Annotated in this window: 28 protein-coding genes and 1 tRNA gene; 16 read left to right on the top strand and 13 right to left on the bottom strand. The window is 30.7% G+C overall.

What is annotated here, in order from left to right:
- Window positions 1–38 precede the first annotated feature (38 nt).
- Together GvMRE_RS07545 and GvMRE_RS07540 are read left to right on the top strand one after the other, a co-directional pair.
- Window positions 39–2,504 carry an N-6 DNA methylase gene (locus GvMRE_RS07545; protein ID WP_147410609.1) on the top strand — a complete coding sequence of 822 codons (2,466 nt, stop codon included), beginning with the start codon at window positions 39–41 and terminating at the stop codon, window positions 2,502–2,504.
- Between the two features lie 131 nt (window positions 2,505–2,635).
- Entirely contained in the window at window positions 2,636–3,004 is a 369-nt protein-coding gene (locus GvMRE_RS07540) for a hypothetical protein (RefSeq protein WP_147410608.1), read from the top strand.
- A 171-nt stretch (window positions 3,005–3,175) separates the two neighbouring features.
- Here GvMRE_RS07540 and GvMRE_RS07535 read toward each other — a convergent pair whose 3' ends face one another.
- Window positions 3,176–3,472, bottom strand: coding sequence for a hypothetical protein (locus GvMRE_RS07535; RefSeq protein WP_147410607.1), 297 nt, complete (start codon window positions 3,470–3,472; stop codon window positions 3,176–3,178).
- A gap of 61 nt (window positions 3,473–3,533) precedes the next feature.
- On the opposite strand from GvMRE_RS07535, the gene GvMRE_RS07530 reads away from it, so the two are divergent.
- Complete coding sequence (locus GvMRE_RS07530; RefSeq protein ID WP_172575317.1) at window positions 3,534–3,881, top strand: DEAD/DEAH box helicase family protein; 348 nt, start codon at window positions 3,534–3,536, stop codon at window positions 3,879–3,881.
- A 29-nt stretch (window positions 3,882–3,910) separates the two neighbouring features.
- Here GvMRE_RS07530 and GvMRE_RS13715 read toward each other — a convergent pair whose 3' ends face one another.
- Both GvMRE_RS13715 and GvMRE_RS07520 read right to left on the bottom strand, forming a co-directional pair.
- Window positions 3,911–4,531, bottom strand: a complete 621-nt coding sequence (locus tag GvMRE_RS13715) for a phosphotransferase-like protein (protein ID WP_172575316.1) — start codon at window positions 4,529–4,531, stop codon at window positions 3,911–3,913.
- Between the two features lie 12 nt (window positions 4,532–4,543).
- Window positions 4,544–4,753 carry a type II toxin-antitoxin system CcdA family antitoxin gene (locus GvMRE_RS07520; RefSeq protein ID WP_147410605.1) on the bottom strand — a complete coding sequence of 70 codons (210 nt, stop codon included), beginning with the start codon at window positions 4,751–4,753 and terminating at the stop codon, window positions 4,544–4,546.
- Window positions 4,754–4,807: 54 nt separating this feature from the next.
- Here GvMRE_RS07520 and GvMRE_RS07515 point away from each other — a divergent pair, with 54 nt between their 5' ends.
- From GvMRE_RS07515 to GvMRE_RS07495, 5 genes are all read left to right on the top strand, one after another.
- Window positions 4,808–5,083, top strand: coding sequence for a hypothetical protein (locus tag GvMRE_RS07515; protein WP_147410604.1), 276 nt, complete (start codon window positions 4,808–4,810; stop codon window positions 5,081–5,083).
- Window positions 5,084–5,294: 211 nt separating this feature from the next.
- Window positions 5,295–5,642 (top strand): hypothetical protein, encoded by a 348-nt coding sequence (locus tag GvMRE_RS07510; RefSeq protein ID WP_147410603.1) that lies wholly within the window; start codon window positions 5,295–5,297, stop codon window positions 5,640–5,642.
- A gap of 3 nt (window positions 5,643–5,645) precedes the next feature.
- Window positions 5,646–6,521, top strand: a complete 876-nt coding sequence (locus GvMRE_RS07505) for a hypothetical protein (RefSeq protein WP_147410602.1) — start codon at window positions 5,646–5,648, stop codon at window positions 6,519–6,521.
- A gap of 31 nt (window positions 6,522–6,552) precedes the next feature.
- On the top strand, window positions 6,553–6,963 hold the full coding sequence (locus tag GvMRE_RS07500; RefSeq protein ID WP_147410601.1) for a site-specific integrase: 411 nt from the start codon (window positions 6,553–6,555) through the stop codon (window positions 6,961–6,963).
- A gap of 80 nt (window positions 6,964–7,043) precedes the next feature.
- The gene (locus tag GvMRE_RS07495; protein WP_172575315.1) at window positions 7,044–9,056 is read left to right on the top strand and encodes a PHP domain-containing protein; all 2,013 of its coding nucleotides are present in this window, start codon (window positions 7,044–7,046) and stop codon (window positions 9,054–9,056) included.
- Between the two features lie 43 nt (window positions 9,057–9,099).
- On the opposite strand, the gene rplU is transcribed toward GvMRE_RS07495, so the two are convergent.
- Both rplU and GvMRE_RS07485 read right to left on the bottom strand, forming a co-directional pair.
- The gene (gene rplU / locus GvMRE_RS07490) at window positions 9,100–9,420 is read right to left on the bottom strand and encodes a 50S ribosomal protein L21 (RefSeq protein WP_147410599.1); all 321 of its coding nucleotides are present in this window, start codon (window positions 9,418–9,420) and stop codon (window positions 9,100–9,102) included.
- Between the two features lie 167 nt (window positions 9,421–9,587).
- Entirely contained in the window at window positions 9,588–10,439 is an 852-nt protein-coding gene (locus GvMRE_RS07485; protein ID WP_172575314.1) for a TatD family hydrolase, read from the bottom strand.
- Window positions 10,440–10,670: 231 nt separating this feature from the next.
- Between GvMRE_RS07485 and GvMRE_RS07480 the strand changes: the two genes are divergently transcribed.
- Window positions 10,671–11,129 carry a hypothetical protein gene (locus tag GvMRE_RS07480; protein ID WP_147410597.1) on the top strand — a complete coding sequence of 153 codons (459 nt, stop codon included), beginning with the start codon at window positions 10,671–10,673 and terminating at the stop codon, window positions 11,127–11,129.
- 503 nt (window positions 11,130–11,632) lie between these two features.
- Here the strand turns inward: GvMRE_RS07480 and GvMRE_RS07470 are convergent.
- Window positions 11,633–13,150: a methionine--tRNA ligase gene (locus tag GvMRE_RS07470; protein WP_147410595.1), complete on the bottom strand. Its 1,518-nt coding sequence runs from the start codon at window positions 13,148–13,150 to the stop codon at window positions 11,633–11,635.
- A gap of 151 nt (window positions 13,151–13,301) precedes the next feature.
- On the opposite strand from GvMRE_RS07470, the gene rplJ reads away from it, so the two are divergent.
- Window positions 13,302–13,790, top strand: coding sequence for a 50S ribosomal protein L10 (gene rplJ / locus GvMRE_RS07465; protein ID WP_147410594.1), 489 nt, complete (start codon window positions 13,302–13,304; stop codon window positions 13,788–13,790).
- Window positions 13,791–13,982: 192 nt separating this feature from the next.
- Here the strand turns inward: rplJ and GvMRE_RS07460 are convergent, their stop codons facing one another.
- Together GvMRE_RS07460 and GvMRE_RS07450 are read right to left on the bottom strand one after the other, a co-directional pair.
- Window positions 13,983–16,814 carry a J domain-containing protein gene (locus GvMRE_RS07460; RefSeq protein WP_147410593.1) on the bottom strand — a complete coding sequence of 944 codons (2,832 nt, stop codon included), beginning with the start codon at window positions 16,812–16,814 and terminating at the stop codon, window positions 13,983–13,985.
- Between the two features lie 1,592 nt (window positions 16,815–18,406).
- Window positions 18,407–18,619: a hypothetical protein gene (locus GvMRE_RS07450; RefSeq protein WP_147410591.1), complete on the bottom strand. Its 213-nt coding sequence runs from the start codon at window positions 18,617–18,619 to the stop codon at window positions 18,407–18,409.
- Window positions 18,620–18,930: 311 nt separating this feature from the next.
- Here GvMRE_RS07450 and GvMRE_RS07445 point away from each other — a divergent pair, with 311 nt between their 5' ends.
- Both GvMRE_RS07445 and GvMRE_RS07440 read left to right on the top strand, forming a co-directional pair.
- Entirely contained in the window at window positions 18,931–19,446 is a 516-nt protein-coding gene (locus GvMRE_RS07445; protein WP_147410590.1) for a hypothetical protein, read from the top strand.
- Window positions 19,447–19,451: 5 nt separating this feature from the next.
- A complete protein-coding gene (locus tag GvMRE_RS07440; protein WP_147410589.1) occupies window positions 19,452–20,696 on the top strand; it encodes a fructosamine kinase family protein in 1,245 nt (414 codons plus the stop codon).
- Between the two features lie 60 nt (window positions 20,697–20,756).
- On the opposite strand, the gene GvMRE_RS07435 is transcribed toward GvMRE_RS07440, so the two are convergent.
- The 5 genes from GvMRE_RS07435 to GvMRE_RS07420 all read right to left on the bottom strand — a co-directional run bounded on the left by GvMRE_RS07435 (window position 20,757) and on the right by GvMRE_RS07420 (window position 22,432).
- Window positions 20,757–21,311 (bottom strand): type I restriction enzyme HsdR N-terminal domain-containing protein, encoded by a 555-nt coding sequence (locus GvMRE_RS07435; RefSeq protein WP_147410588.1) that lies wholly within the window; start codon window positions 21,309–21,311, stop codon window positions 20,757–20,759.
- A 74-nt stretch (window positions 21,312–21,385) separates the two neighbouring features.
- Window positions 21,386–21,511, bottom strand: a complete 126-nt coding sequence (locus GvMRE_RS14390) for a hypothetical protein (RefSeq protein WP_281267962.1) — start codon at window positions 21,509–21,511, stop codon at window positions 21,386–21,388.
- Between the two features lie 14 nt (window positions 21,512–21,525).
- Window positions 21,526–22,035: a hypothetical protein gene (locus GvMRE_RS07430; protein WP_147410587.1), complete on the bottom strand. Its 510-nt coding sequence runs from the start codon at window positions 22,033–22,035 to the stop codon at window positions 21,526–21,528.
- An 11-nt stretch (window positions 22,036–22,046) separates the two neighbouring features.
- Window positions 22,047–22,121 (bottom strand) — tRNA-Lys (locus GvMRE_RS07425).
- A 68-nt stretch (window positions 22,122–22,189) separates the two neighbouring features.
- Window positions 22,190–22,432 (bottom strand): hypothetical protein, encoded by a 243-nt coding sequence (locus GvMRE_RS07420; protein ID WP_172575313.1) that lies wholly within the window; start codon window positions 22,430–22,432, stop codon window positions 22,190–22,192.
- Between the two features lie 194 nt (window positions 22,433–22,626).
- Between GvMRE_RS07420 and GvMRE_RS07415 the strand changes: the two genes are divergently transcribed.
- The 4 genes from GvMRE_RS07415 to GvMRE_RS07400 all read left to right on the top strand — a co-directional run bounded on the left by GvMRE_RS07415 (window position 22,627) and on the right by GvMRE_RS07400 (window position 24,473).
- Window positions 22,627–22,965 (top strand): ribosomal-processing cysteine protease Prp, encoded by a 339-nt coding sequence (locus tag GvMRE_RS07415; protein ID WP_147410585.1) that lies wholly within the window; start codon window positions 22,627–22,629, stop codon window positions 22,963–22,965.
- A 118-nt stretch (window positions 22,966–23,083) separates the two neighbouring features.
- The gene (locus GvMRE_RS07410) at window positions 23,084–23,371 is read left to right on the top strand and encodes a 50S ribosomal protein L23 (protein ID WP_147410584.1); all 288 of its coding nucleotides are present in this window, start codon (window positions 23,084–23,086) and stop codon (window positions 23,369–23,371) included.
- 56 nt (window positions 23,372–23,427) lie between these two features.
- The gene (locus tag GvMRE_RS07405) at window positions 23,428–24,039 is read left to right on the top strand and encodes a hypothetical protein (RefSeq protein ID WP_147410583.1); all 612 of its coding nucleotides are present in this window, start codon (window positions 23,428–23,430) and stop codon (window positions 24,037–24,039) included.
- A 2-nt stretch (window positions 24,040–24,041) separates the two neighbouring features.
- Window positions 24,042–24,473: a hypothetical protein gene (locus GvMRE_RS07400; RefSeq protein WP_147410582.1), complete on the top strand. Its 432-nt coding sequence runs from the start codon at window positions 24,042–24,044 to the stop codon at window positions 24,471–24,473.
- Window positions 24,474–24,542 lie beyond the last annotated feature (69 nt).

The following is a 24,542-nucleotide window of genomic DNA, read 5'->3' as shown; positions in this document are numbered from 1 at the left end:
TAATTATTTTAGCACTATAATTCTTTTAAAATCTTAATATGGTAAATGAAAGAATTACGGAAGGAATTATAAGAGAACAATTGAGGAAAGCAGGCTACTTCAAATCAGTTTACAATGATATTTCTGACATTGAAATTTACGAACAAAAAACTAGTGAGGGAATATTAGAAAATCTGCTCGACAAAGCCAGCAAAAACAAGATGGGAAAAGACAAGGGCTATCCTGACTTTATTGTTTTTTTACGACAATACGACATTGTTATTATTATTGAGTGTAAAGCCGATAGAAGAAAACATTACAGCCAGAATTTAGATAAAGCAAAGGAATATGCTGTTGATGGAGCAATCTGATATTCCCAGTTTTTTTCTGTTAGATATAATACAATTGCTATTGGTGTTTCGGGCCAAAATCAAGAAGAATTAAGGATCACAAAATATTTCTACAAAAAAGAAAAATCGCTAGCAAAAAAAGAATCTGATGAATCTGATGAAGAAAAAACGAACAATAAAGAAAAACAAAGCAAAATACCCACTCCTTTTAAAATTAGGGGACAAGATAAAGAAATAGAATCGCCCAAGGAAGTTTATCAATATTGATTATATGAAGAGAAACTAGAAAAAATTGATGATTTTGAGAAAATATCAAGTAATTTACATAAACAGTTACATGCGGCGAATGTTTCTCAATACCAAAAATCAATAATCATAGCAGTTATTTTGTTAAGTCTAACAGATAGAGATTTTCGACAAACCTATCAAGGCATTTCCTCAGAAGAAACAATTGCTACTTCTTTGTTTAATTCGATGGTTAAAGTATTAGAAGAAGCCGAGGTGCCAACCAAAAATGTTAAGACAATAGAAAATAATTCTTTATTTTTGCTCGACCACGCCATTGTTAAAAAAAATTCTCCTTATAAGTTGTCCTATTTTATCAAGCAATTAGATGAAAAAGTTTTTAAATACATGAAGGGCGATTATAAGGAAATTTATACCGATGAACTAGGTTATTTCTATAACGAATTTTTAAAATATACAGGCGGGGGAGATGGTCGCGGACTTGGTATAGTATTAACTCCCTTTCATATTTGTGAATTATTCGCAGAATTGGCCGGTGTAAACAAAAAAAGCCGAGTGATTGACATTTGTGCGGGCACCGGCGGCTTTTTAGTCGCCGCTTTAAAAAAAATGCTTAGTTTTCTTCCTTTACAAAAAGAAGTTCAGTCAATTAAGAAGAACAACATTATTGGTTTCGAGTTGAGTCCTAGTATATATCCTTTGCTTATCGCTAATATGATTATTAGAAATGATGGAAAAAGTAATTGTTTAAATACCGACTGTTTTTCCTTCACTAGTCAAGAAATATACGAAAAATATAAACCTAACACCGGACTGCTTAATCCCCCTTACGCAGTAAGAAAAAAAGAGTTAGAATTTGTTCTCCATATGTTGGATTCCTTAGAACCACGAGGAATAGGAATTGCAATTGTTAATGTTTCTTGTTGCAAAGATGAAAATGATTTAGATTTAAGAAAAGAAGTGTTATCCCGTCATCAATTATTAGGAGTTATGTCAATGAAAAATAATTTATTTAGAAGAAGTTCGGGGGTTAATACTAATATACTGATTTTTAGAGCCCATTCTAAACATAAAGAAAAAACATTTATGGCTTTATGAAAAGACGATGGATTAATCGATAAAAAGGGTTCAGTAGGTTGAAAAGACGAAGAAGGCAGTTGAGAAGAAATAAAGAAAAAATGAGTGGACCAATTTAATAATAAAGAAATAATTTCGGGAAAAAGTAATCTTGTCTACTTAAAAGAAAATGACATATGGATTGCGGAAAATCATATGATTAACAACTTTGATAGTTTTACTCCTAATTTATTAGCAAAACATATTTATTCAACCATTAAGCAAATCTTCAAATCTGAGGGAAAAATTAATTTTAACCAACTTAAAGAAATTCCTCACCGAGAGATAGAAGACAAATTTCCTTTTGACATTAAAAAAGAATGAAAAGAAGTGAGAATTAGTAACCTTTTTGAATTTTACCATTTTAATTCCATACCAAAAAAAATAAGGAAGAGTGGAAAGATACCTTTCATTGGAGCCAGCAAAAATAATAACGGCATAAGTGAATATATTCTTCCCGTAAAAGGATACAACATTATTGATTATAAGTGTATTACTTTTGGAGCACAAGGAAATGTAGGAGTAGCAAATAGTTTTTATCAAGTGAATCCTTTCATACCTTCTTCAACTATTTGAGTATTAAAGCCTAAATTCGAGATTAATAATCATAATGGTTCGTTTCTAGCAGCAATGTTGGAGACTGAAAAATTTAGGTATAATTTTGGAAACAGTGTTAAGTTAGAAAATTTGAAATCTACTTCTATTTTCCTTCCTTTCAACGGAAAAAATAAGAGTGTTGACTGACAAAAAATAGAAGAAATAGTCAAAAAAATAGATAAAGCGGAATTACTCAATATTAAAGTTACTAATTAAAACGAGCAACAAAAATTATTTACAAAACTACTATAGAGTTAAGAAAACCGGATATTTTTAGTTTAGAATTCAATATTTTTTTTATTAAGGCTTTTTTCAAATGAGAAAAGAGCAAAGAAAAATTGGAGAATTTGGAAAAAAAAGAAAGAGAATTAAGAAAAAGGCTGGAAGCAAAAAATAAAGAAGCAAATTGTTTGAAAAAAGATGTTGAAGAATTTTTAGAATTATTGAAAAAAATTGATAAACAAAGAGACGAGGTTCTTTTTTTAGCAAAAGATTTCAAGGAAATAGCCCATGATTTTCATAAGGCACACAAAGAAATTTACGAACTCTACTTAAATACTAAAACTCAACATAGGGAATATATAGAAAGAATGATAAAAAGTTTCAAAAAATTTTGGGAAACTTGTTGCGAAATTGTTTGTAATGATTGTTTAACTAAATTTGAATTTATTTTAAAAAATAGGGAACATTTAGGCGAAACAAAAAAATTAACTTAAAAACACTTATAAATTCTTAATTCTCTTATACTCGGCATAAGCATAAAGAAAGAACAAAATCAAAATAATAGATAAAACTTGATTAAAATATCTTCAAAACCTCTCTCAAAATCTATTATTTTTTTCTTCTTTTTCTTTAAGGTCTATCGAAGCAATTTCTATTGACGCATTTTATCCTCTACTTTCACTAAACAAATGACAAATTCGCTTCATATAGTTAAAACTTCTTCGCTTCCTTTTCCCAATGCTGGTATTGATGCTGCTTTTAATTTTAACAGAGTCTAGACGAATAAGAATATTTTTTTGTAAGCCATGTCAAGCAATTTCCCTTTGTTGACAAGTTTTTTTGTCAGGTCAAACAGTTTTAGTTTTTCGATTTCTTTTATCTTCTTTCTTTTCTTGTAGTTCTAATTTACGAATTTTTTGAATAATTTCTTCTAAATATTTGGAAAGTTGCTCTAACTCCATAAATTTTAATTTTTAACAATTTATTAGGATGTGAGCGTATATTTTAAAAAATCTTTTTATAATGTTAAACCAAAATATCCTAGACAACATTTCCAAAAAACTAGAACTACGCCAACCAAACAAAGAAGCAGTTCAAACACTTTTAAACCATTATTATAAACCTGAAAAATTATCTGAATATATTCTCTCGGTAGCTACGGGAGTAGGAAAAACTTATATAATTGCGGCTATTTTAAACTATTTAGCCGAAGCGGAAAAGATAACTAATTTTTTGATAGTGGCTCCGGGAAAAATAATTCGAGAAAAGACCATTAATAATTTTTCTCTAAATAAACCTAATTCTTTGGCTGACAAACTAACCTCTATTAAGCCACCATATTATTGATATCAAAAATTTTCATACTGTTAAAACTACTGACAAAAATTCAGTTAAATTATTTATTTTCACAGTTCAATCTTTAACTTAGAAAAATTAGTTTTTTTGATGAAATTTAAAATTATTTTTGCATTTTCGCTTGGTAAAATAGAGGTTGTGTCTATTTCTAAATCATAATTGGGAATGTTTTTTTCAACTTCTTTTGTGCCTCTAACCAAGCCAATAAATCTATCTCCGCGAACTTTTTCCCTTAATAGAGCCGCTTCTAAATCACATTTAACTTTTATCATAATAAATGGGCTGTTAACATGAGAAAATTCCTGCTGATAGAAGGTAAATATTTCTTTTTTTCAAATAACTTCATCAATAATCAAAGAATAGCCTTTTTGGGCTAAATTACTTCAACATTTTATTATATCTTTGTGTAATTTTTTTGCTTTCGCACCATCTTTAATTTTTATTACGGGATTTCCTTTTTTGTCCTTTTCCTCGATATGAAAAAATCATGCTTTTTTTAACTCGGGGGGATTTTCTGTATTTACTGAAACAAATTTTTCGTCAATTCAATAATTAACCAAATGGTCGATAGAAAAATAAAGAAAAGGAATTTCTGATTGCCTCATTATTTCGCGAGCAATTGAGGATTTACCCACTGACGAACCACCATTGAGAAATATTATCATTATTCCTATTTTTTAAAATTCTATTATTTTATTATTAGCGTTAGCCTTATAGCCCTCAATCATTTTCTTTTTTAATTCTTCTTTATTTCTTTCTTGCTCCTTAGTCAATTTCTCAATTATTGCTTCATCAACAAAGCGACTAATTTTCCGGCTCCCAGTTAATTTTCGTAATTGGTTATAAGTATCTTCTTGCAGATAAACATTTACGCTTCTTCCAGCCATATATAATATTTTACTTATGTAGGTAGGGAGAACAGCAGAACTAAAAACTAGTATATGCTATGTAGTAAATGTCGCGAAAATATTCCAGGAGGGAAAGAAATACAAATTGAGGGGACAATAATTTGTAAGGAGTGTGTTTCGGTTGTTGAAAAAGAAAATAAAGAAAAAGTTATTGCTAGATGCTGAAATTGCAATCAATTTGTTCATAAAGGAGAGTTAATTAGTGAGAGTATTAGAAATAATTCTAAAAACTTTTCAAAATGATTTTCAGTTGGAATATCTACTTTTCAAAATGCGAAAGAGCCCGCTCTAAATTCAGAAACTATCTAAAGCATATAAGGAAAGATATAAAAACATGGCATACATTAAAAAGGAAATTGACTGTCAAAGAAAAAGATTTTATTCATAATATTGCTGCAAAAATCCAGAGAGAGAGAGAGAGAGAGAGTAAAATATACTTATAGGCAAAAAACCATGGTTAAACTTAAAGGCTCTCATACGCGTGTAAATATCTTGTAAACTTATATATGAGGTAAATAATATGAAAAGAAACAAAAATGATTCTACGAAAGAAGTTGGTGGTGATAATAGTTGATGAAGTTATTGTAATCTTTTTACTTCGGCAATAGAAGCAGGAGGAGGCGGAGTAGACCAATGGAGAACAAGAGAAATGAAAATGAGTAGTCCAGAAGCAGCACAAAAAACCAGAGTAGCACTTGCTAATGAAGAATACAATGGTAAAAAAATAATTGTATTAAATGGATGAGGTCTTGACACGGACAATGCCAAAGTTAAAAAACGAAAAACCATTAGAATTATAGACGAAAATTTATCAATATGGAGAAATAGAAATGAATTTACTTTAATTGATGAAGACATAAGCATTTAGTTAATGGAAATCAATCAGGTTAGGGATAGTTATAGGTGTTTCGAGGAAATCATAAACAAAAAAAAATGTCCCCAATGCCAAAATCCCTTAAAATATCGTTGGCTGACTCAAGAAGAACAAGAAAAATTAACTTTTGATGTTCCTGACCCAAAATTTAGAAACGGTTCGGAGTTAAGCCAAATAGAAATTTATTTTTGTTCCAACTGTGCTTGGCAACATCCTAGTTTAATTTGTAAAGATAAATTTGTTGATATTCCTCTTGCCGAGGAAAAAAAATACCAAAAAGAGCGAAATTTAGTGGAAAAAATTGTTGCTGTTTTGCTGCCTAATCAACCAATTAAAATTAGGTTCATCAAGAACAACAAAAGTCAGCAAACAGCAACTAATCTATTAAATCATCCACAAAGAGGAAAAAGTGTTTATTGTATTTGCTTTTCTATTGAGCATCTTGTTCAAGCAGAAAAAACTTGACCAGGAATTTTTTGTGATGTTTTAGTTCATGAATTAGCTCATGCTAGTCCAGAGGTATTTAAAAATCCGCAACATAATTCGAACGAGCATCACCTTAATTGCTCTTGTGGATTATCCTACCATCCAGGAGAAGGGCATGACAAAATCTGACATGATAAATATGATGAATTTAGAGAAAGAATTAAAAATGAAAATTTGGCGGCTGATTCGGAATATATTGCAATGGGTAAAGAATTTACACAAAAGAGAAGACAAAGTGAAGAAGAAAAATCAAAAAATTCTACTGATAATGCTTGAAAAAAGCCTGGCACTTATGTCGTTCTTGGACTTATTATTTCTAGTTTAGTTTTTGTGATTTATTATTTAGTGAGCAAAAAAAAAGTAACAAAAAATCCTAAATCTTTATAAAACTTATTTACATATTTTAAAATAAAATAATATGCTTCCTAATTTAACACTTTTAGAGCAAATTAATCATAAAATAAAAAATACTCCTAACCGACAGGGAGAATATAAAAAACCCACTCACTATGGCTTATTTTTGCTTTGCCACCAAGCAGGTTTAAGAGTATCAGAAGCAATAAACTTTAATTTAGCCAGCAAAAATAAGCAAGGATTATACCAAATCAAAAGTAAGGGCAATAAAAAGCGTTATGTCTATATTTCGCCACAGATTATTAATGAATTAAAAGTAAATAACTGAAAGTCTAATAGCACTAATCGCTTTAATTTTTACCATTTCCTAAAAAGCATTAAGCAAAAAGTAAACTTACCAGCGAATACCGAATTAACTCCGCACATTCTCTGCTGTGCTTTTGCTACTTTTCTTATCATTGCCACTATTGTCTAAACTTTTAGAACATCAAGAATTAGAGTCATGACTATACTAAATGAATACCTACCATGGCAACGATAGTGAAAAAATATTATATGACAAATGGCGACAATTTGGGCTCATTTTATGTTCCACATTTAAATGTTCAAACTAATTCCAACCTTTCTTTTTCTTTAATTAAAACATTTGAACTTGTTGATTGAGCAATAAAAAATCATGGTGAATATTTAGCAATTGCTGACTATTATCCTTATGAATTCTTGCGTTTCTATAATTCATGTAAAGAAAGAAAAATTAAGCCAGTAATTGGAATTAAAGTGATTACTAAAATTGATGAAAAGCAATGTTTAGCAGCAATTTATCCCCAAAATAGCACTGCCTATAAGGAATTAATTAAAAAATTCTTTAATGCTAACAGTCCTTCGGACCGAATTTTTTCGCTTGAAGACGTGCTTTCTTGCCAAAAGAATTGTCTACTAGTTTTTTCAGTTCATAATTTAAAAGACATTATTTATTTTTCTCGGCAGTCATTTTTCTTAGCCAAGGAAAAAGCAAATTCCCAATTTTATCTTGGTTTCGACTTTTATATCAAAGATCCCAAAAAAGAATTGCCTGCTCATGTTTTGCCTCACTTATTGCCTTTTTTCGCAGTTAAAACCCTTGTCCAAGAAGATGTTCCAACTTTGGAATCCCTGTCTAAAACTTCGCTTATTCAGTCTTTCTTACCAATAGACACTCGCCAAAAATTTATTTCTTACCTCAATGAAAAGGATTTTTTTCCTTTTTGTACTAATGACAAGTTATTTTACGGAATTCTCCTTGCTCGGTTAAAAGATTTCCTTCACCGAATTGAATTGAAATTTTCTTTTAGCAGCAAGTCGGTTGTCAACAAAAACGACTTTACGGAGTTAAAGGCTCGTTGCGAACAAGCATTATTTTACTTAACTAAATCTTCACGTGAGAAATATGAAATAAGGTTAGAAAAAGAATTACAAGTTATCAATAAATTAGGTTACACTCGTTATTTTCTTATTTTTAGCGATATTATCAATGACTTACGTCAGCAAAATATTATTGTTGGTCCGGGAAGGGGGAGTGCCGTTTCTTCTTTGGTCGCCTATCTTTTGGGAATTACCAAAATTGACCCTTTGGAGTATGATCTTTTTTTTGAAAGATTTTTAAATGAAAAAAGAAAATCACCGCCAGATATCGACATTGACATTGAAAATCAAAAAGAAGTAATCAATTATTTACAAAATAAGTATGGTCGGGACCAAATTGCTCGGGTAGCCACTCGCCAAAAAGTAGGTTGAAAAAAAGCCCTCCAAGAAAGTGCTAAAGTTATTAATTATGGCAAAAGAAGACCAATTATTGACGAAAACCAACTAAAAGAATTAATGAGTTGTGTAAAAGATGAAGTTCTAAAAGAAGGCTTAAAAACTAATGCCTTGAAAACTAAATTTTCTACTCTCTTCGTTTTAGCAGGAAAAATTAAAGACTTTTATTTCAATAGTTCTCTTCACGCTTCTGGTTTTGTTATTTCGGAAAACAAAAAAAAGCCTTTAACGCAATTGCTTCCACTCCAACCAGACAAAGATTGCCTAATAAGTTATTATTCAGAAAAAGAGTTAAATTTCCTCGGTCTAAAAAAATATGATTTTCTCAATTTAACTAGTTTAGGAACCTTACAGGAAATTAAAAAGATTTTGGGTAAAGAACAATTGCCAAAGTGTAATCTACAGGACAAAAATGCTTGAAAATTATTAAGTAATGGTTTGGTTAGTGGCATTCCCCAACTTGATACTGTTTCTTTTCGGGAATTAATTAACTTCTTCCAACCACAAACTTTTGCGGACTTGGTGCTAATTTTAGCCCTTAATCGTCCCGGAGCCAGGAAGAATATTGAAATCATTCGAGAACGAAAATTAAAAAACCAAAGAGAAACATTTTCTTCACCAGAACTTAACCAAATTCTCGCCGAAACTTATGGCTCGTTGGTTTTTGAAGAACAAATTAGTCAAATTTTTGCTTTTATTTTTGATTGTTCTTTTGCCGAAGCAGAAATTTATAGACGTAATTTAACTGGTATTAACAAAAAAAGTTTGTAACCCAAAATGGAAAAATATACTGAGAATGTTGTTTTATTAAAAATTATGTTGGTTCAACTTTAGTTATTTTAACTCATGTATATGGTTGACGATGACCTCTTTTTACTTTATAGCGTTTTTTGGCTTTGCGCTTGAAAACAATAATTTTTTTGGCTTTGCTAAGTTCCTTTACTACTTCTGAAACTACTCGCACATTGAGACAAGGCTGACCAAATTCTCCTCTATAAACCAAAACTTTGTCAAAGACAATTTCATCTCCCGATCCTTTATCTTTCTGATAGTCAATTGAGAGAACTTTATTAATAATTGGTTCTTGACCTTCTATTGTGTATTTTCGTCCTTTTATTTCTAATACTGTATGCATATTTAAATTTTACTGTTTGTCATATACTTTTCCAAAATTGAATTTTCTTCCGCATTTGTCGCAGGTGTAAAATTTTGTTTCTTTCAGGACATCAATAATCAAACGTTTCATCTACATACTCAAAATTAGTATTTTCAAATTGAATATTCTCAATCATATCAATATCTTTATAATTTACTACTAAAATTTTTACCGAGAGGATCGAAAAATTCGCAAGTATTAGAATAAATCTTTTCTGCTACTTCCTCGAGTTCCATTTTTTTAATTTCTGCAAGTTTTTTCAATGTATGAATTATATTTTGAGGATAATTAATTTTCCCCCGCAAAGGCTCAGGAGATAAATAAGGAGCATCAGTTTCAACAACCATTTTTTCCAAAGGTATTTTTTCTATTACTTCTCTTCATTTCTCCCTTCATTTAGCATTTTTGTAAGTAATATTGCCCGCAAAAGAGATATAAAATCCTAAATCTATAAACTTTTGGGCTATTTCTCAGGTTCCGGTAAAACAATGAAGGATACCTTTTTCTATCCCTACTTCTTTTACTATTTCATAAGCATCATTAAAAGCCTCTATAAATTTATCTTTGTCTTCTTCATCCTTTTTTGTTTCTTCTCCCCTAATATGTAATAAAACTGGTAAATTATATTTTTTGGCTAGTTCTAATTGCTTTTTAAATCAATATTTTTGCGTCTCTTGAGGAGTAAAAGCACGGTAGTAGTCTAAACCAATTTCTCCAATGGCAATAATTTTTTTATTAGTTAATTGTTTTTCTATTCACTGGAAGTTTTCTTCCTTTAAGTCTTCTTTACTGTTAGGGTGTAAGCCAAGCGCACCAAATAAATTAGAAAATTCTTTTAATTGAACAAGCAGCAGTTTATTAGTCAGCATGTCCTGACCAGTATTAAGAATATATTTTACTCCTGCCTTTTCGGCTTCACTAATGATTTTGCTAACGTTGTAGTTTTGATATTCTTTATCGGCCAAATGGCAGTGGGTGTCGAAAATAATCACAGGCATTGATGAATTTTTAACAATTTTTAAAATCATTTGTTAATGCGAAGACATTTTTTAGCAAAAATTTTTTCTTACTTGGGTCAAAATCATCCAAATTTTCAGCAAAAACATTCACCTTAAAATCTCCCTCTTTCGTGCGCGCATATTCATTATTTAGAAAAAAACCAGTAAATTTATAAATTTGGTTCACCAAATTATTATAAAAAAAATTTTGGGTGTAAAAACTTATATATTATGACAAAAAATAATAAAGATTTGAAAATAATAGATAAAAAATTCACGGCACCGCCTGTGCCAAAAACGGAAACTAGGATTGTTTTAGAACAACAAGATTTATACCCTGATTTAGATTATGAGGATATTAATAGCCATAAGGGTTATGGACCTTGTTTGGAATCTAATTGTTCCCATACTCCTTCTCAGTTGAGAACACAAGCAAGAGAACTTGAACGACAAGCGAGGGAACTTGACCAAAAAGCTCGACAGAAGAAAAATGCTCGACAAAATTCTTTTTATTTAAGGTTAAGTCTTGAAGGCGATTATTGATTTTATGCCAGATATTCAGGTTCAAGTGTAGGAGGCGAAGTTTCTTGTTGAACAAAGAAAGGTAGTGAATGATATGCGAAACTATGTGTTTGTGCAATGTTGATGAAGCAAGAAGTACACTTGCTGCTTTGGATTCTTTTGAAATAACTGTTGGGGGAAAGACAGGGTGGTATCGTTCAACAAAAGGAAGTTTCGGTCTTGCTCATATGGGTTCCCAGAAACGCCATGAAGGTGCTACGAATATGCTTAGAAAATATATAGAAAGATACGAAAGAGGGGAAAATATTTATGACATTGCCGTAGCGAGTCCAGAATCTTTTGGTACATCATTTCATTATAGTGGAATTGAATAAATTACAGAATGAAACCTCTACGCCTTAAACGAAATCATGACAAGGAACGTGCTAAACAAAAAGTAAAAAGAATTGAATTTTTTTGATAGTAGTGTCTTCTGTCATTTGCGGACTTTTTATTATTTGGCTCCTTTTCTTTTGTTTTAAAAGAAAGTAGCAACCCTCCTCCCCCAAAAATATTAATCAAAAAATCCACTCACTATGGCTTATTTTTGCTTTGCTACCAAGCAGGACTACGAGTATCAGAAGCAATAAACTTTAATTTAGCCGGCAAAAATAAGCAAATTTAGCCTTAAACTATAAAGGAACAAATAAAGGTTCTTTTAGCGGTTTTATTTTTTTGCCTGCTATCAATTGAAAATCTTTGATGTTTTCTCAATTACAATCGCTATATTCTAAATTTAAATATTCAAAAATAATTTGGCTAATGTTAGGAGCAATAGGGGTCAAGAAAAAAGCGATTATTCTAATGCCATTTCTCAAATAATTAAGAGTTAAATTTAATAGTTCTATTTCTTTATTAGCAAATAAATTTCACGGAGCAAGATCTTGAATTAGTTTATTACTAGCATTCAATAAATTTTCAATTTCCTGAAAAGCACCAGTCAACTGGTAGTTATCCATTTTTTGTTGGTAATTTTTAATAACTGTTAAGCAAGTTTGATAATAATTTCGTAAATAAATATTTTCTGTTTCAGAAAAATTTGGAACAACGCCGTTTTTATACCACCATTCAATTATTTTTCCTTTTCCTATTCGTTGGCAAAGATTACCTAAATTATGAATAAAAAAGTCTTGATAAAATTCTTTTAATAATTTTTTGCTAAAAATTCCATCTTGTAAAAAGTTAATTTTGGCAATAAAGTAAGTTCTTAAAAGATCTTGGGGGTATTTTTCTAATAATTCTAGTGGGTCAACAACATTACCTTTACTTTTGCTAGCTTTTTCTCCTTTGGGATCCATCAGTAAACCATGAGCAATAATTTTATCTGGTAAACGTTTGCCAAGAGCAAAAAGAATAACCGGTCAATAAAGAGCATGAAACCTAACAATGTCTTTTCCTATTAAATGAATAATTTCACTATTTTCATTAGCGAACATTTTTTCTCCTTTTTCAGAGTTTAAATAATTACAAAGGGCTTCAAATCAAACATAAATAATTATTTTAGGCTTATCAGGAACATAAATTCCTAATTTAATATCACTTCGGGTAATACATAAATCCTGAATCTTATCTTTTTGGAGAAAATTAGCAAAAAGTTCTTTTCTTGCTGCAGCAGGGATTAGAAAATCAGGATTTTTTTGGTAATAATCTAATAATTGTTGGTAATATTGAGAAACTTTTAAAAAATAAGCCGGTTCTTCTAGTATTTTGGTCTCCGAATGACAATTAGGACAAACTTTTTCTTTTACATAATCTTCGCAAGCAATACAATAATTACCCTGATATTTGCCCAGATAAATAGTGCTTTGTTTAAGTAATTGTTGAAAAATCTTTTGAACTTTTTCTTTATGAAAAAGAGAACTAGTGCGATAAAAAAAATCGTATTCAATGCCTAATTTTTGCCATAATTTTTTAAATAATTCAACATTCTTATCCACTAATTCTTGGGGGCTGATACCTAATGACAACGCTTTTTTTTCAATTTTTTCTCCGTGGTCATCACTACCGGTTTGAAAATATACTTTATAGTTTTTACTTTTTTTGTAACGAGCAATAATATCAGCAATAGTGGCGTTATAAGCGTGACCTAAATGTAATTTATCATTAGGATAGAATATCGGAGTAGTAAGGTAAAAACTTTTTTGTTCCATTAAGTAAATTTGACCCTAATTATCCATTAATTTGCTTTTTTTGATTTTTTTGCGTCAAATAATCAAACCTACTCCAACTAACATTACCAAATATTTTTATATAGACAAAAGGAACGGTAAAAAAATTCTGATTATTAAAAAATTAATTATAATGCGACCAATTATTATCCAAAAGGAAAAAACAGTTCGGGAAATCCAGACTAATCTCCAAAATGCAAAAGCAGTTATCTTTTATAATTTTCACAATATAGACAATGAAAATCTCTTTATTCTAAGAAAAGACTTAAAAAAAGCAGGTGGTTTTTGAAAAGTTTACAAAAATACTTTAGTTAAAAGAGCACTATCTAGTAAAAAGGATTTAGAATTACAGCAAGCAAATGCTTTAATTTTTTGCCAAAAAGACGAATACCAGCCTCTAAAAATCTTAAATAAATTTGACCAGGAAAATTTTGAAAAGAGCAAAATTAAAGGCGGTTGATATGAAGAAGATTATGTTCCTGGACAAACCTTAACCGAATGAGCCAAATTACCAAGCAAGCCAGAATTATTACAAACTCTTTGCTATTATCTTCAATGACATTTGCGAAAAATAACTTATTTACTAGGGGAAATTCAAAAAAAGAAAGAGAAACAAAGTTAAATAAAAAAGTTAAAACTAGGAAAGGTTTAAGCAACTAGTCGAAATTATAAAAAGCATTAAAATTAAGCCATTCAGCCGTGTTTAATGATGAGTATTCTTTATTTGCTGGTGAAACTAACTTTCTTTTTGGCTGAATCGTCGTGTCACTGAATAATTAACTGCTTTCTTGAATAAAAACTACCTTTTAGAGCCTTAGTTCTTGTTTTCAGAATATCTCCTATACTTCTTTTGAAAACTATTTCATTGTTTTTCATTAAATTGGTTTTTGTGCATGGCTATTCACTGTTCAGTTAAAGATTGAATCTGCTGTAAATTCTCTTGAATAGTTTGGCTAAGTTCGGCTGAATAGCCAAGATTTTGAAGTTTTTTTAAATTAGTGAAAAATTGATTAATCAAGGCTTTAATTTGTTGAGGAGGTGAAACAATTTGGGTTTTGCTGATCTGACTTGTCTTGCCATTTAATCAATAATATAAAGCCCCAATTCCGACTGCGGTGCCAGCCACTCCCAAAGTGACAGGGAGAACGGTTTTTCATTCGCTAGTTTTTTGTTGCGTAGTAAAAGAAGTATTATTTAAATTAGCCTTTTTAAGAGTTTTTTTCTCGGCAATATGAGCCGCTACTTGTTGTTGATAAGTTGCTAACTCGGTCAGAGGTTTTTGGTGAACTTCCTTGGCAAAATGGGAAAATGAACTATCTAAATCATAAACTTTTAATTCAGAGCCAAGTAAACTATTCAAATTATTAATCACCGCTCTTCTAGTTTGCCATAAAATGTCATTTTGGATTTCTTTTTTAAGTTCAGGAATTTTCTCAATAGGAGTATTTTCAATCACTTCTTTTCACTCTTGACCCTGAATTTTTTGCGGTTCAATATTTTCTTCAATTTGTCGGGCAATATCTAAGTGATTAAGTTGGATTTCTTGGATAGTTTTAGTTTGAATAACTTGGGTTAGTTTTTCCTCTAATTGAGTTTGATATTCGTAATAAACTTGCTTTTTGGCTGGGTCTTTTTCTTCAAAAAGGGCAGTGATTTTCTTTTCAGCAGTTTCTAATGGAGGAATTTGTTGGCTTTCAATGGCTTTTTGGGCTTGATTTAAAATGTTTTTAATAATTTCTACTGGAGATTTGGGAGCCATAAAGTTTTCGGCTATAACTGTTCCTCCACCGGAATAATCACCACCACCGGGAGCCGAAAAAGTAGCAGTGGTAGTTTCGGCTGTAAAACTGGAACTGCTTTGACTGGTATTTTCAGTTTGATTAGTGGTTTTTTCTTCGGTAGTGTGAGAAGAGTAAGAATTTGTTGACTCAGAAGAAGCAGAGAAGTTGCTATTTGGAGTATATTCATTTTGTCTGCTCCTTTCTCGTTCAGTTCTTTCTCGGGCCAAACGTTCGGCTTCTTGCTCTTGTCTTTCTTGTTCTCTTCTTTCACTTTCAGTTTGTTCTTGCCTTTGCCTTTCTTGTTCGGTTTGCTCTTGTCGTTGATTATCTTCTTCGGCTTCATGGTTAGAACTTTCTTGTTGAGTTGCTGCTTCGGCGACTTTGGCTTGGTCGATTAAAGTTTTTAACTCTTCAATAATTTTAGCAATTTCTTTTCCGGTAGTTTGGCTTTTAATTTGTTCTTTTCAGTCGGCTCCTAAAATTTCTTCACAACTCTTTTCATTAATTTTTCCCTCAGAATTGGCTTTAAGTTCTCAATATTGCTCGATATGAGAAATGGCTATCAATTGTTTCTCGGTAATTTCTAACTCATCGCTAAATAGTACTTTGTCTATCATTAGGAACGTAGCGAAGAGTTTTAAATATTGAAAAAAAGCGGCTTGTTGGCTTTTTTCCGAGTTTCCTTCATAATGGTAATCATTGGGAGTTAATCCTCCTCTTTCTTCTCCTTGTGATTTAGTTGGATGTTTTCACTCTTCATAGTTGGTATTTCGTCCACGATATTGTGGCTTTTTCTTGGGTTCTGAATGAGGTTGTTGATTTTGGTCATTAGTTAAGCCTATTTTTCTTAATTTTTCTAGTATTTCAGTGCTGTTGGAGTTTAATAAACTAGCCAAACGTTCCACGAGGGCGTTATTTAACTTAAATTGCGGGTATTTTTCTATTCTTAATTTGTACTCTTCATAATAGTTAGCAATTATTTTAAATATCTCTTCTGCTTGGGCGTCATTATTTTTATCAGGGTGTCATTGTAGAGTTAGATTACGTCAAACTTTGCTTATTTTTTTTAGGTCATTACCAGGCTGTTTAGGATTAATTGGTGGGTTGTTTATAATTAACGGTTCTTGTGGTTCATCATTAACAGTTTCGAGAGTGGTTAAAATATTCTTGGGGTTTGCTTTTTCCGGTTGAGGAGTAGGATAATTTTGCTCTGGTGGTCAATCATTAGCCCCGCATTGGTTTATGAAAGGATTAGAGAAATTAGGCAGACAAATATCAGAATTTAAGCCCTTTGTTTCAGGTAAAGCAGGTTGGTTTACTGGATTTTGTTGATATTGATTAACTAAATAATAAGTTCCAAGTAAAAAGAAAGTAGTGGCTGTTTTTGGATTTCTTCCCGCTCATTTTGCTGTTTTTAAAGCATAATTGAGGGGAGTGCTGACTAGTTTTTTTCCTTTATTAATTGCTTGTGATAAATAACTAGGTTGGGGTTTGGAATTTTCATTATTTTCTTCTGGTTGGATATTTATAATTACTTCTTCGGGTCGGATTTGTTGGCTTTCTTGGTTATTTTGTTTTTCCAAAGCATCATAAAATATTTCTTGTGGCTCTTCTGTTTCTTCTTGGGCGTCTTCTCACACTTCATTTCCGTTATCAGAAAAGTCTTCTTCATTCTGGCTTTCTAAGCATTGTTGTTCATTTCTTAACTGTGATAAAGGGATATAAATTTCACTTTCGGAATCACTGGTTTCGTCCTCACTATAAATTTCTTCTCTTTCGTTACTTTTTTTGTCAATATCAATGAAAACAGAATTAGTAGGAGTATCAACGTCTCAACCTGAAAAATAACCAGAATCTTCTCTCAAAACAATGTTTTCATCGTTTTCTGTTTCTGAGCCTGATAAAATTTCTTCATCNTAAAATATTCTTGGGGTTTGCTTTTTCCGGTTGAGGAGTAGGATAATTTTGCTCTGGTGGTCAATCATTAGCCCCGCATTGGTTTATGAAAGGATTAGAGAAATTAGGCAGACAAATATCAGAATTTAAGCCCTTTGTTTCAGGTAAAGCAGGTTGGTTTACTGGATTTTGTTGATATTGATTAACTAAATAATAAGTTCCAAGTAAAAAGAAAGTAGTGGCTGTTTTTGGATTTCTTCCCGCTCATTTTGCTGTTTTTAAAGCATAATTGAGGGGAGTGCTGACTAGTTTTTTTCCTTTATTAATTGCTTGTGATAAATAACTAGGTTGGGGTTTGGAATTTTCATTATTTTCTTCTGGTTGGATATTTATAATTACTTCTTCGGGTCGGATTTGTTGGCTTTCTTGGTTATTTTGTTTTTCCAAAGCATCATAAAATATTTCTTGTGGCTCTTCTGTTTCTTCTTGGGCGTCTTCTCATTCACTTTCATTATCAGTTTCGTTTTCATTATTTTCTGATAAATTATTTTGTTCCGTAGGAGAATTTAAGATATTTAATAAACTTGCTTTGCGTTCTTCTTCTTCTTCTTCAATGGCTTGGGTCGTTTCATTTACTAACTCATCTTCCCGAGTTTGTATTTTATCCCCTGTTAGGTCAGTTTCAATGCCAATCTCTTTAACTTCAACCTCTTTATCCTTGGTTCTCAGACTATTTTCTTTCTCCCGAATCTTATCGTTGTCTATATCTCTCTCTTCGTTAGCATCTATTCCTATTGTTTGTCCTGAGACAACAGGTTTGGAAATATGAATTAGGTCAGTTGGGGTTTGTTGATTAACTATTTTAGCATCTTCTTCTGCATCTTCGTTATCAGAAGACTCTTTATAAATAATAGCAGTTGGAGAACTTTCTACAAGAGTATCAACATTTCATTGTTTTTCTTGTTCACTGTCTTCTTCTAAAAGGCTTTCATCATAATCATCTCTAAATTGTTCTTTTGTGGTTTGTTTGTTAGTTAAATTTTGGTCATATTCGTAATCACCGTAACCATAAGGATTTTTAAATTTGACTTTAGGAAAGTAATCACCTTTATCTTTGTATTTTGCTTGCCCTTGGAGGTCGGCAATTTGCTCTTTAAAATCATCCTGTTCGTTTTCTTGATAGCCCGAATCACCTTGGCGAAATTGTCTTAATTTGGCTTGTAAATCATTTTTTTCTTGGATTAGTCGTTTATTTTCTTCTCCTAAATCCTGAATAGTGTCATTTAATTTTTGTATTTTTTCGGGTTTAGCTATGCGTAATAAGTCTTCGGTATCTTCTTTGTAAGTTTCCGTGGCATTTACTTTTTCTTTTAATGAGCGGTATTTATCTCTTTTGACAAAAGGGAATATACTACGAACTTTTTTTCCTAAGGTAGATTTTTTTTTGGTTTTTTCTGTCGCAGGAGGAATGACTTCATTTTCTTCATCAGAAGAATTGTTTTCTTCTTGGTTAGTTTTGGTTAAAATGACTTTTGATTTGCCTTTGTTTTATCGGCTGGAACTAGGTTCAGATTGAATTCCTCTCTTCTTTCTCTCTCTCTCTCTCTATTATTAAAGGGTTATCTGAAATTACTTCTTTTGGCTCTAATTGAATTGCTAAATTCGCTATTTTTCTCTCTAATTCTTGGTTTTCGTCTTTTTTTTGGCGGTAAGTTGACCGTTTAACTGTTTTGAAGATTTTGCTAGCATTTTTGGTGCTTTTCTGGGGGTTCATAAACTTAATTTTGTTTTTCTCCTTTTAACATACCAAATTTAGTGTGTGTGTGTGTGTGTGTGTTTAGAAAACTTTGATTTGATGTTCATAATATCCTTTATATATATTTTTACTGAAATCTAATTCATTATACTAAAAACCCTCTCAAGAAAGTTGAAAAATCATTTAACCCGAGACCCTTATAATGAAGGAAAGCCTCTCGTTGGTAATTGAAGAGGTCAATGGAGTTTTCGCTTCAGTAGTTAATAAATCTGATAGTTCTTGTTGTCAACAAAAAAGTAAATTTTTAGGAGTAGTAAAAAATAATAATAATGTTAAATCTGTTAGAAACCAAAAAAATTAATTTGAAAGATTTTGAAAACATTTGAATAGTTGACTTTCTCCTCCTATTAATAAAAAATATTCGTTCTTTTCGGCAAAAACAAGATATTAAAAATCAAGTTGAAGTTTATGGTGAATTAACCCAAGAATGAAAAGAGAAAATGGATAATTCGTTTGATTTTAATCAATTTTTAATCCCATTAGCAAAAAGTAAAATTGATTTTAACTTACCTGAAACCGAAAAAAAAGAATTATTTTATATTATTGACCTTAAACCTTTTGGAATTTTAAAAATTCGCAGACAAAAAACTGATTTAAAAAAAGAACTTCAAGAAAAATTAAACTATTTTCAAGCCGAACATGAACGAGCCCAAAACTTATTAAGTAATGAAAAATTTGTTAAAAAGGCTCCTGCTGAATTGGTAGAAAAAGAAAAAAAGAAATTAAGTTATTTTGCGGAACAAAAGAAAAAAGTTTTAGAACAATTGGAACCAAAAAATAATTAATAACCATGCTAAAAAGGACCAAAAAAATAATTTTTTTATGCGGCGGAATAGTTATTTTTGTCATTGTGATTTGTTTATTAGCATTTTCTAGCAAAAAGACTGAAAATGGTTCAAAAGTTCAGCATCAGGAAAAATCTCCTAACAAACCAATCGTTCCTTCAACTGAACCACTTGACAATGTTCCAGCCGAAAGAGAAGACATTAATTCGCAATTAACCCTAGAAGAGCGAAAAGAAAGCAAAAAACTTACTTCTGCCGAAGAAAAAACAATTATCAAAAGTTTAGCAACCCAAGTCAACATTGATAAAGAAAAATCTTATTTTGATTATAAATGAGGCTTTGGTATGGTGCCAGGCAATTGGGAAATATTTGATGACCAAGATCAAGCACTTTATTTATTTACTGATAAGGGCAAGTTTTTCGTTAAAATCAATAACTACTCTGACTTATCCCGCTTTGAGTATGAAAAAGAATCTATGCTTGTTATTAATGAAGCGGTTTCTGATTTTGCTCCTCGTCCACTTTGCTTAGGAAATTTACCGAATGGAGGAAAGTTTTTAGTAGTTAATTTTATTGAAGCCCGATGACGTGACAGGTTGTTAGTTGAAAATCAAAAAAAACTAGCCAAAACATTAAGCCAACTTCATCAAAAGAAATCACCCAACAGCAAATTTGGTTTTCATGCCGGAAAAAATAATCAATGAAAAGATAATTGAGCAACATTTTTTTTAGAAAATCGCTGACAACCACTTTGAGAAAGATTTTTACAAAAGTATCCGCACGAAACAGAAATGATAAAATGAGGAGAAATTATTAGCACCCAAGTTATTCCTGACTTGCTAGGTAATTTACAGATAGAGCCAGTTTTAATTCACGGTAATTTAGATTTTGACAGTTGAGACATTAGCTCGCAAACTAATCAACCCTGAGTTTTTGATACCCATTCTTATTACGGGCATAACGAAATGGATTTATCACTGATGCATTATTATTGACCCCCAGGAAAAATTCCTGGTGTTAAGGGACCTGAGGGCGAATTTTTTGAGACGGAGTTTATAGCAGAATACCAAAAACATAATCCTCTGCCACCGGGTTTTGAGAAAAGAAAACTTTTGTATCAATTATATCATTATCTTCACCGAAACATTGTCATTTCAGACCCTAACCGAAAATGAAAAAAAAAAAGCCTTAATAATGATGAAAAAATTGGCTTCAAAAATCAAAACAACCTAGCGAACCAAGAGATTTAGCAATTTTGTTCCTAAAGTTAAACAACTTGTTTTTAATATGGCCTAACTAGCAACTAATTGTTAAGGAAATGACTTACAAGAAAGCGAACCATCTTCATTTCTGGTATACATTCGGCTTTTTTTTGTTCCGTCAAAGTAAATGCCATGCCTGGCATTAAGTATTCGCATAGCAGGAATTAATTGATGCTTAATTGCTGATTCAATCTCCCGAGAATTATTTTTTACTTCCACCACTGCAAAAAATTTGCCATTTTTTTTAACAGTCAAGTCTACACGTAAAGAATTATGACCATCTCGTCCAATACGAATAACATGCTCAAACCCAATTTGTTCTTTTTCGTAGCCTCTGTTCAAAAATCACTTGACCAGTTTAATTGTTCAATATTCTTCGCTGTATCGACCATCGGCGGCGTATTTTCCTCTTTTTAGTCTTCCACGAATTGGACAAACGAGGACATTACCGAGCAATTTTTTCTCCCGAGTTTCTGCTTCTTTGCTGAGTCAACTAATCAGAACAATTAACAAAATAAGGGCAATTAAAACGATTAAAATTACCCATCAGTAATTAATAAAAAAATTCTTTAATTTTTCTGCTATTTCATCTAATTTGCTCATTGTATATTTAATATTTTAGCAAAAAAGTTGTTTTTGTTTAATCTAGGCAATTATCAATTTCTCTAATCTATTTGTTAATATTTTTGCTTATAAAATTCAATAACTTTTTCTTGGTCGGCAACTGGAATGGGTGTTTTTCTCATTTTTTCTTTGTGAAATACTAAAAAAATTTCTTCAACAGGTTCGTTAAAGTTTGTCAAACTGTATATTCTTATTATTTTGTTACCTTTTTTCTTTCTTCCTTTTTAACCAAAATTATCATTAAAACAGTAATAAACAATACCAGTCCACCTGTTACTCAAGGGAAAACTTTCTGAAATCATGGTTTTTGACTAGCGACTACTTGTAAGTAATCAGCTCGTTCAGTAATATCTATTCCGCATTGGTCACAATAAAGCCGATAAATTTCCTTAAAGTGTTCTTTGCTGCACATTTTTTTATTACTATCTCGACACTGATAATAACCTTTTTTTTCGGTGATTTCTCTTTGGCAACCAGGATAAAAGCATTTATGTCCTTGAAGTTGAGCAGGAGACTTATCTTTTTCTACTATTTGATTGCCACAAGAAAGACAAAAATACTGGCACTGAAAAAAATCTTTTACTACTCCTTGAACGTCTGTTTCTCCCTCAAATCAACAAAGAGTGTTTTTGGCTATTAATTTTTGACAATTACCACATGACTTTTCGTTTTGGTGGTTAATTATTCTCGCAAATCTTTTCATAGTCAATATTTTGGTGCCCGCGAAAGGAATTAAACCTTCTACACCTCGGTTAAAAGCCGAACGCTCTATCGATGAGCTACGCGGGCATTTGTACAATAAATTTTTTAGTTTCTTTACATTAATTCGTTTAATATAAATAATTTTTTTTGCATAATTAATTTTTAATGTTTTCGCATTCGTTTAATTTTTCAATTTCTTTACGAGCATTAAGATATTTTATTATCCCTATTGTTGTAAAAATTAAAGCACTTATCCAAATTAGAGCATAAAGAATTAATAATAACAAATAATGTTCTATGCAAAACTTACGAATTTTCTCTAATAATTCGCTTTTTTCAATAGCATTATTGTTGATGTGAACATCACTACCAGAGTATTTTATTGTTTGTATCCACATAACAGACCAAAATAAGCAATTATAAGTAAGCACTAAATCCAATTATAATGCCTTAAATAATTAACTTCAACGACTTATATTTTTCAATTATTAATAGCTTTTTTTGCTTATCTTCCATATTAGTCATTTTTATCAAGTTTAATAACTAAAAGAGAAACACCAACAATGTTTTTTCAGGCTTAAAAAAAATAGTAATGATTAAGGTGTTTTACCGATTGCATGAAAATAAGAAACAATTTAAATATATCAAAATTCAGGGTCATGCTAACTCGGCTCCCAAAGGAAAAGATTTAGTTTGTGCAGGAATTTCAGCAATTGTTAACGGAGTTATTAATTTTTTACAAGAAAATTATGCTGAATTTTGCCAAATTTCTGTTTTGCCTGCTGAGATAATTATTAATTGTTCTGCATCAAATAATAAAAATCTTCAATTATGCTTGCAAATGTTTTTTTTTCAGTTAAAAAATGTTGCCTTGTCTTATCCACAGTATTTTCAATTCTTTGAAAAAAGCGGTAATTTGGGCAATTTTTAAAGAGTATTTTGTGTGTGTATGTGTATGTGCTTCACAGAGTATAGGGTTAGATAATATTAAAAAATGGTTTCTTTTTAGATAAGAAAGATAATTTTTTTGTTTAAAATTAACTTTATATATGATTAGAGAACAAGTAATTAAACAATATGTTTTAAGCAAAAAGAGTCAAGAGCAAGAAGAAAAAACGAGAATTTATACTTTTTATGTTCATCCTAAGGCTAATAAATTCCAGATTAAACAAGCAATAAGAAATATTTATAAAGTCAAAGTAAAAAAAATCAGAACTTGTCGGGAAAAGCCAGTAAAGCAAAAAGTTAGTCTGTTACGCAAATTTCCGGGAAAATTTTATACTAAATTACGCAAAAAAGCCTTTATTCAACTAGTTTCTGGCTACAAACTAGGATAAAGTAAAAAATGATGGGTGACGTTAATCAATATTATATTTATTGCTAAAATTTTAATATGTCAAGTGAAGAGAGAAAAACAAAATTGCAGGAAATTAAGGAAAAGTTAGAAAAATGGAATTCTTCTTTACCAGAAATGAAAAAATTTATAGATAAAGGAACTGATGAATTAAGAGAAAATTTAGTCAAAACACAAGAAACTCCTTCCCAGGAAGAAAATGAATTATATAAAGAAATTAAGGAAATTGAAAGAGCAAAAAAACTTGACTTTATCGATAACTGGGAAAAAGGCAAACTTCAGCCTAATGAAGAAGATATTGATTTTCTGGAAGAAGATATATTATTAAATAATTGACGAAATCTTATCTCGGTAAGAAATATTAAAAAAAGCGAAGAATATGAAAGAGATGAAGAAGCCAAAAAAAGTGTTGATGCTTGGGAAGAAGATTTTGCAAATCTTAAACCTTATTGAGAAAAAGTTTTGTCCCTCAAGTCCCAATATTATCTAGATAAAAAAAAAACATCTTCATCTTCCAACACTTCACCTACAAATTCAAAAACTCTTCCTTGAACTCTCGCTATTATTTTTGGGATAACCACAATTATATCGGCTGGAATAGCCATTTATTTTTTTTTACAACAAAGAAAAATAAGAAAATTTAAAACTTAAAAATGGATAATACTAGACTTCTTGAAAACACTAATCTCTGCTATTTATCTTTGGTTAAAATTCAAGAATGAATGAAAGAAAATAATCTTTGAGAAAAGAATTTTATTGAAACCAAAAAACAATGACAAAAAGAGTTAAAGAATAATCTTTTTTTTGTTGATACAAAATTATTAGTAATTGAAAAAGACATAATTTTGCTCCAAGTGGAAGACGAAAATGTTCGAGAATATTTAACTAAAACTTACCAAATCCAAGAACAAACAATTTGCCAAAAACTCTTTGGAGAAAATAAACATCTCATTCTTTTAACCGAACAACAATGACAAGAAACAAAAGAGAAAGTTAAAGAAAAGCAAGAAAATTGTTTTATTCTTTTAAAAGATGAAGAAAGCATTAAAAGTAACTTAACTAAATGATTAAAGAAAAATAATTAATGCTTAAAATTTATAGTATATGAAAAGTAAAAATTCAATAGTATGAAAAAGCTCTCTCTCTCTCTCTCT

It is taken from the genome of endosymbiont GvMRE of Glomus versiforme, from assembly GCF_003546845.1.
This window is presented reverse-complemented; position numbering and strand designations above follow the sequence as displayed.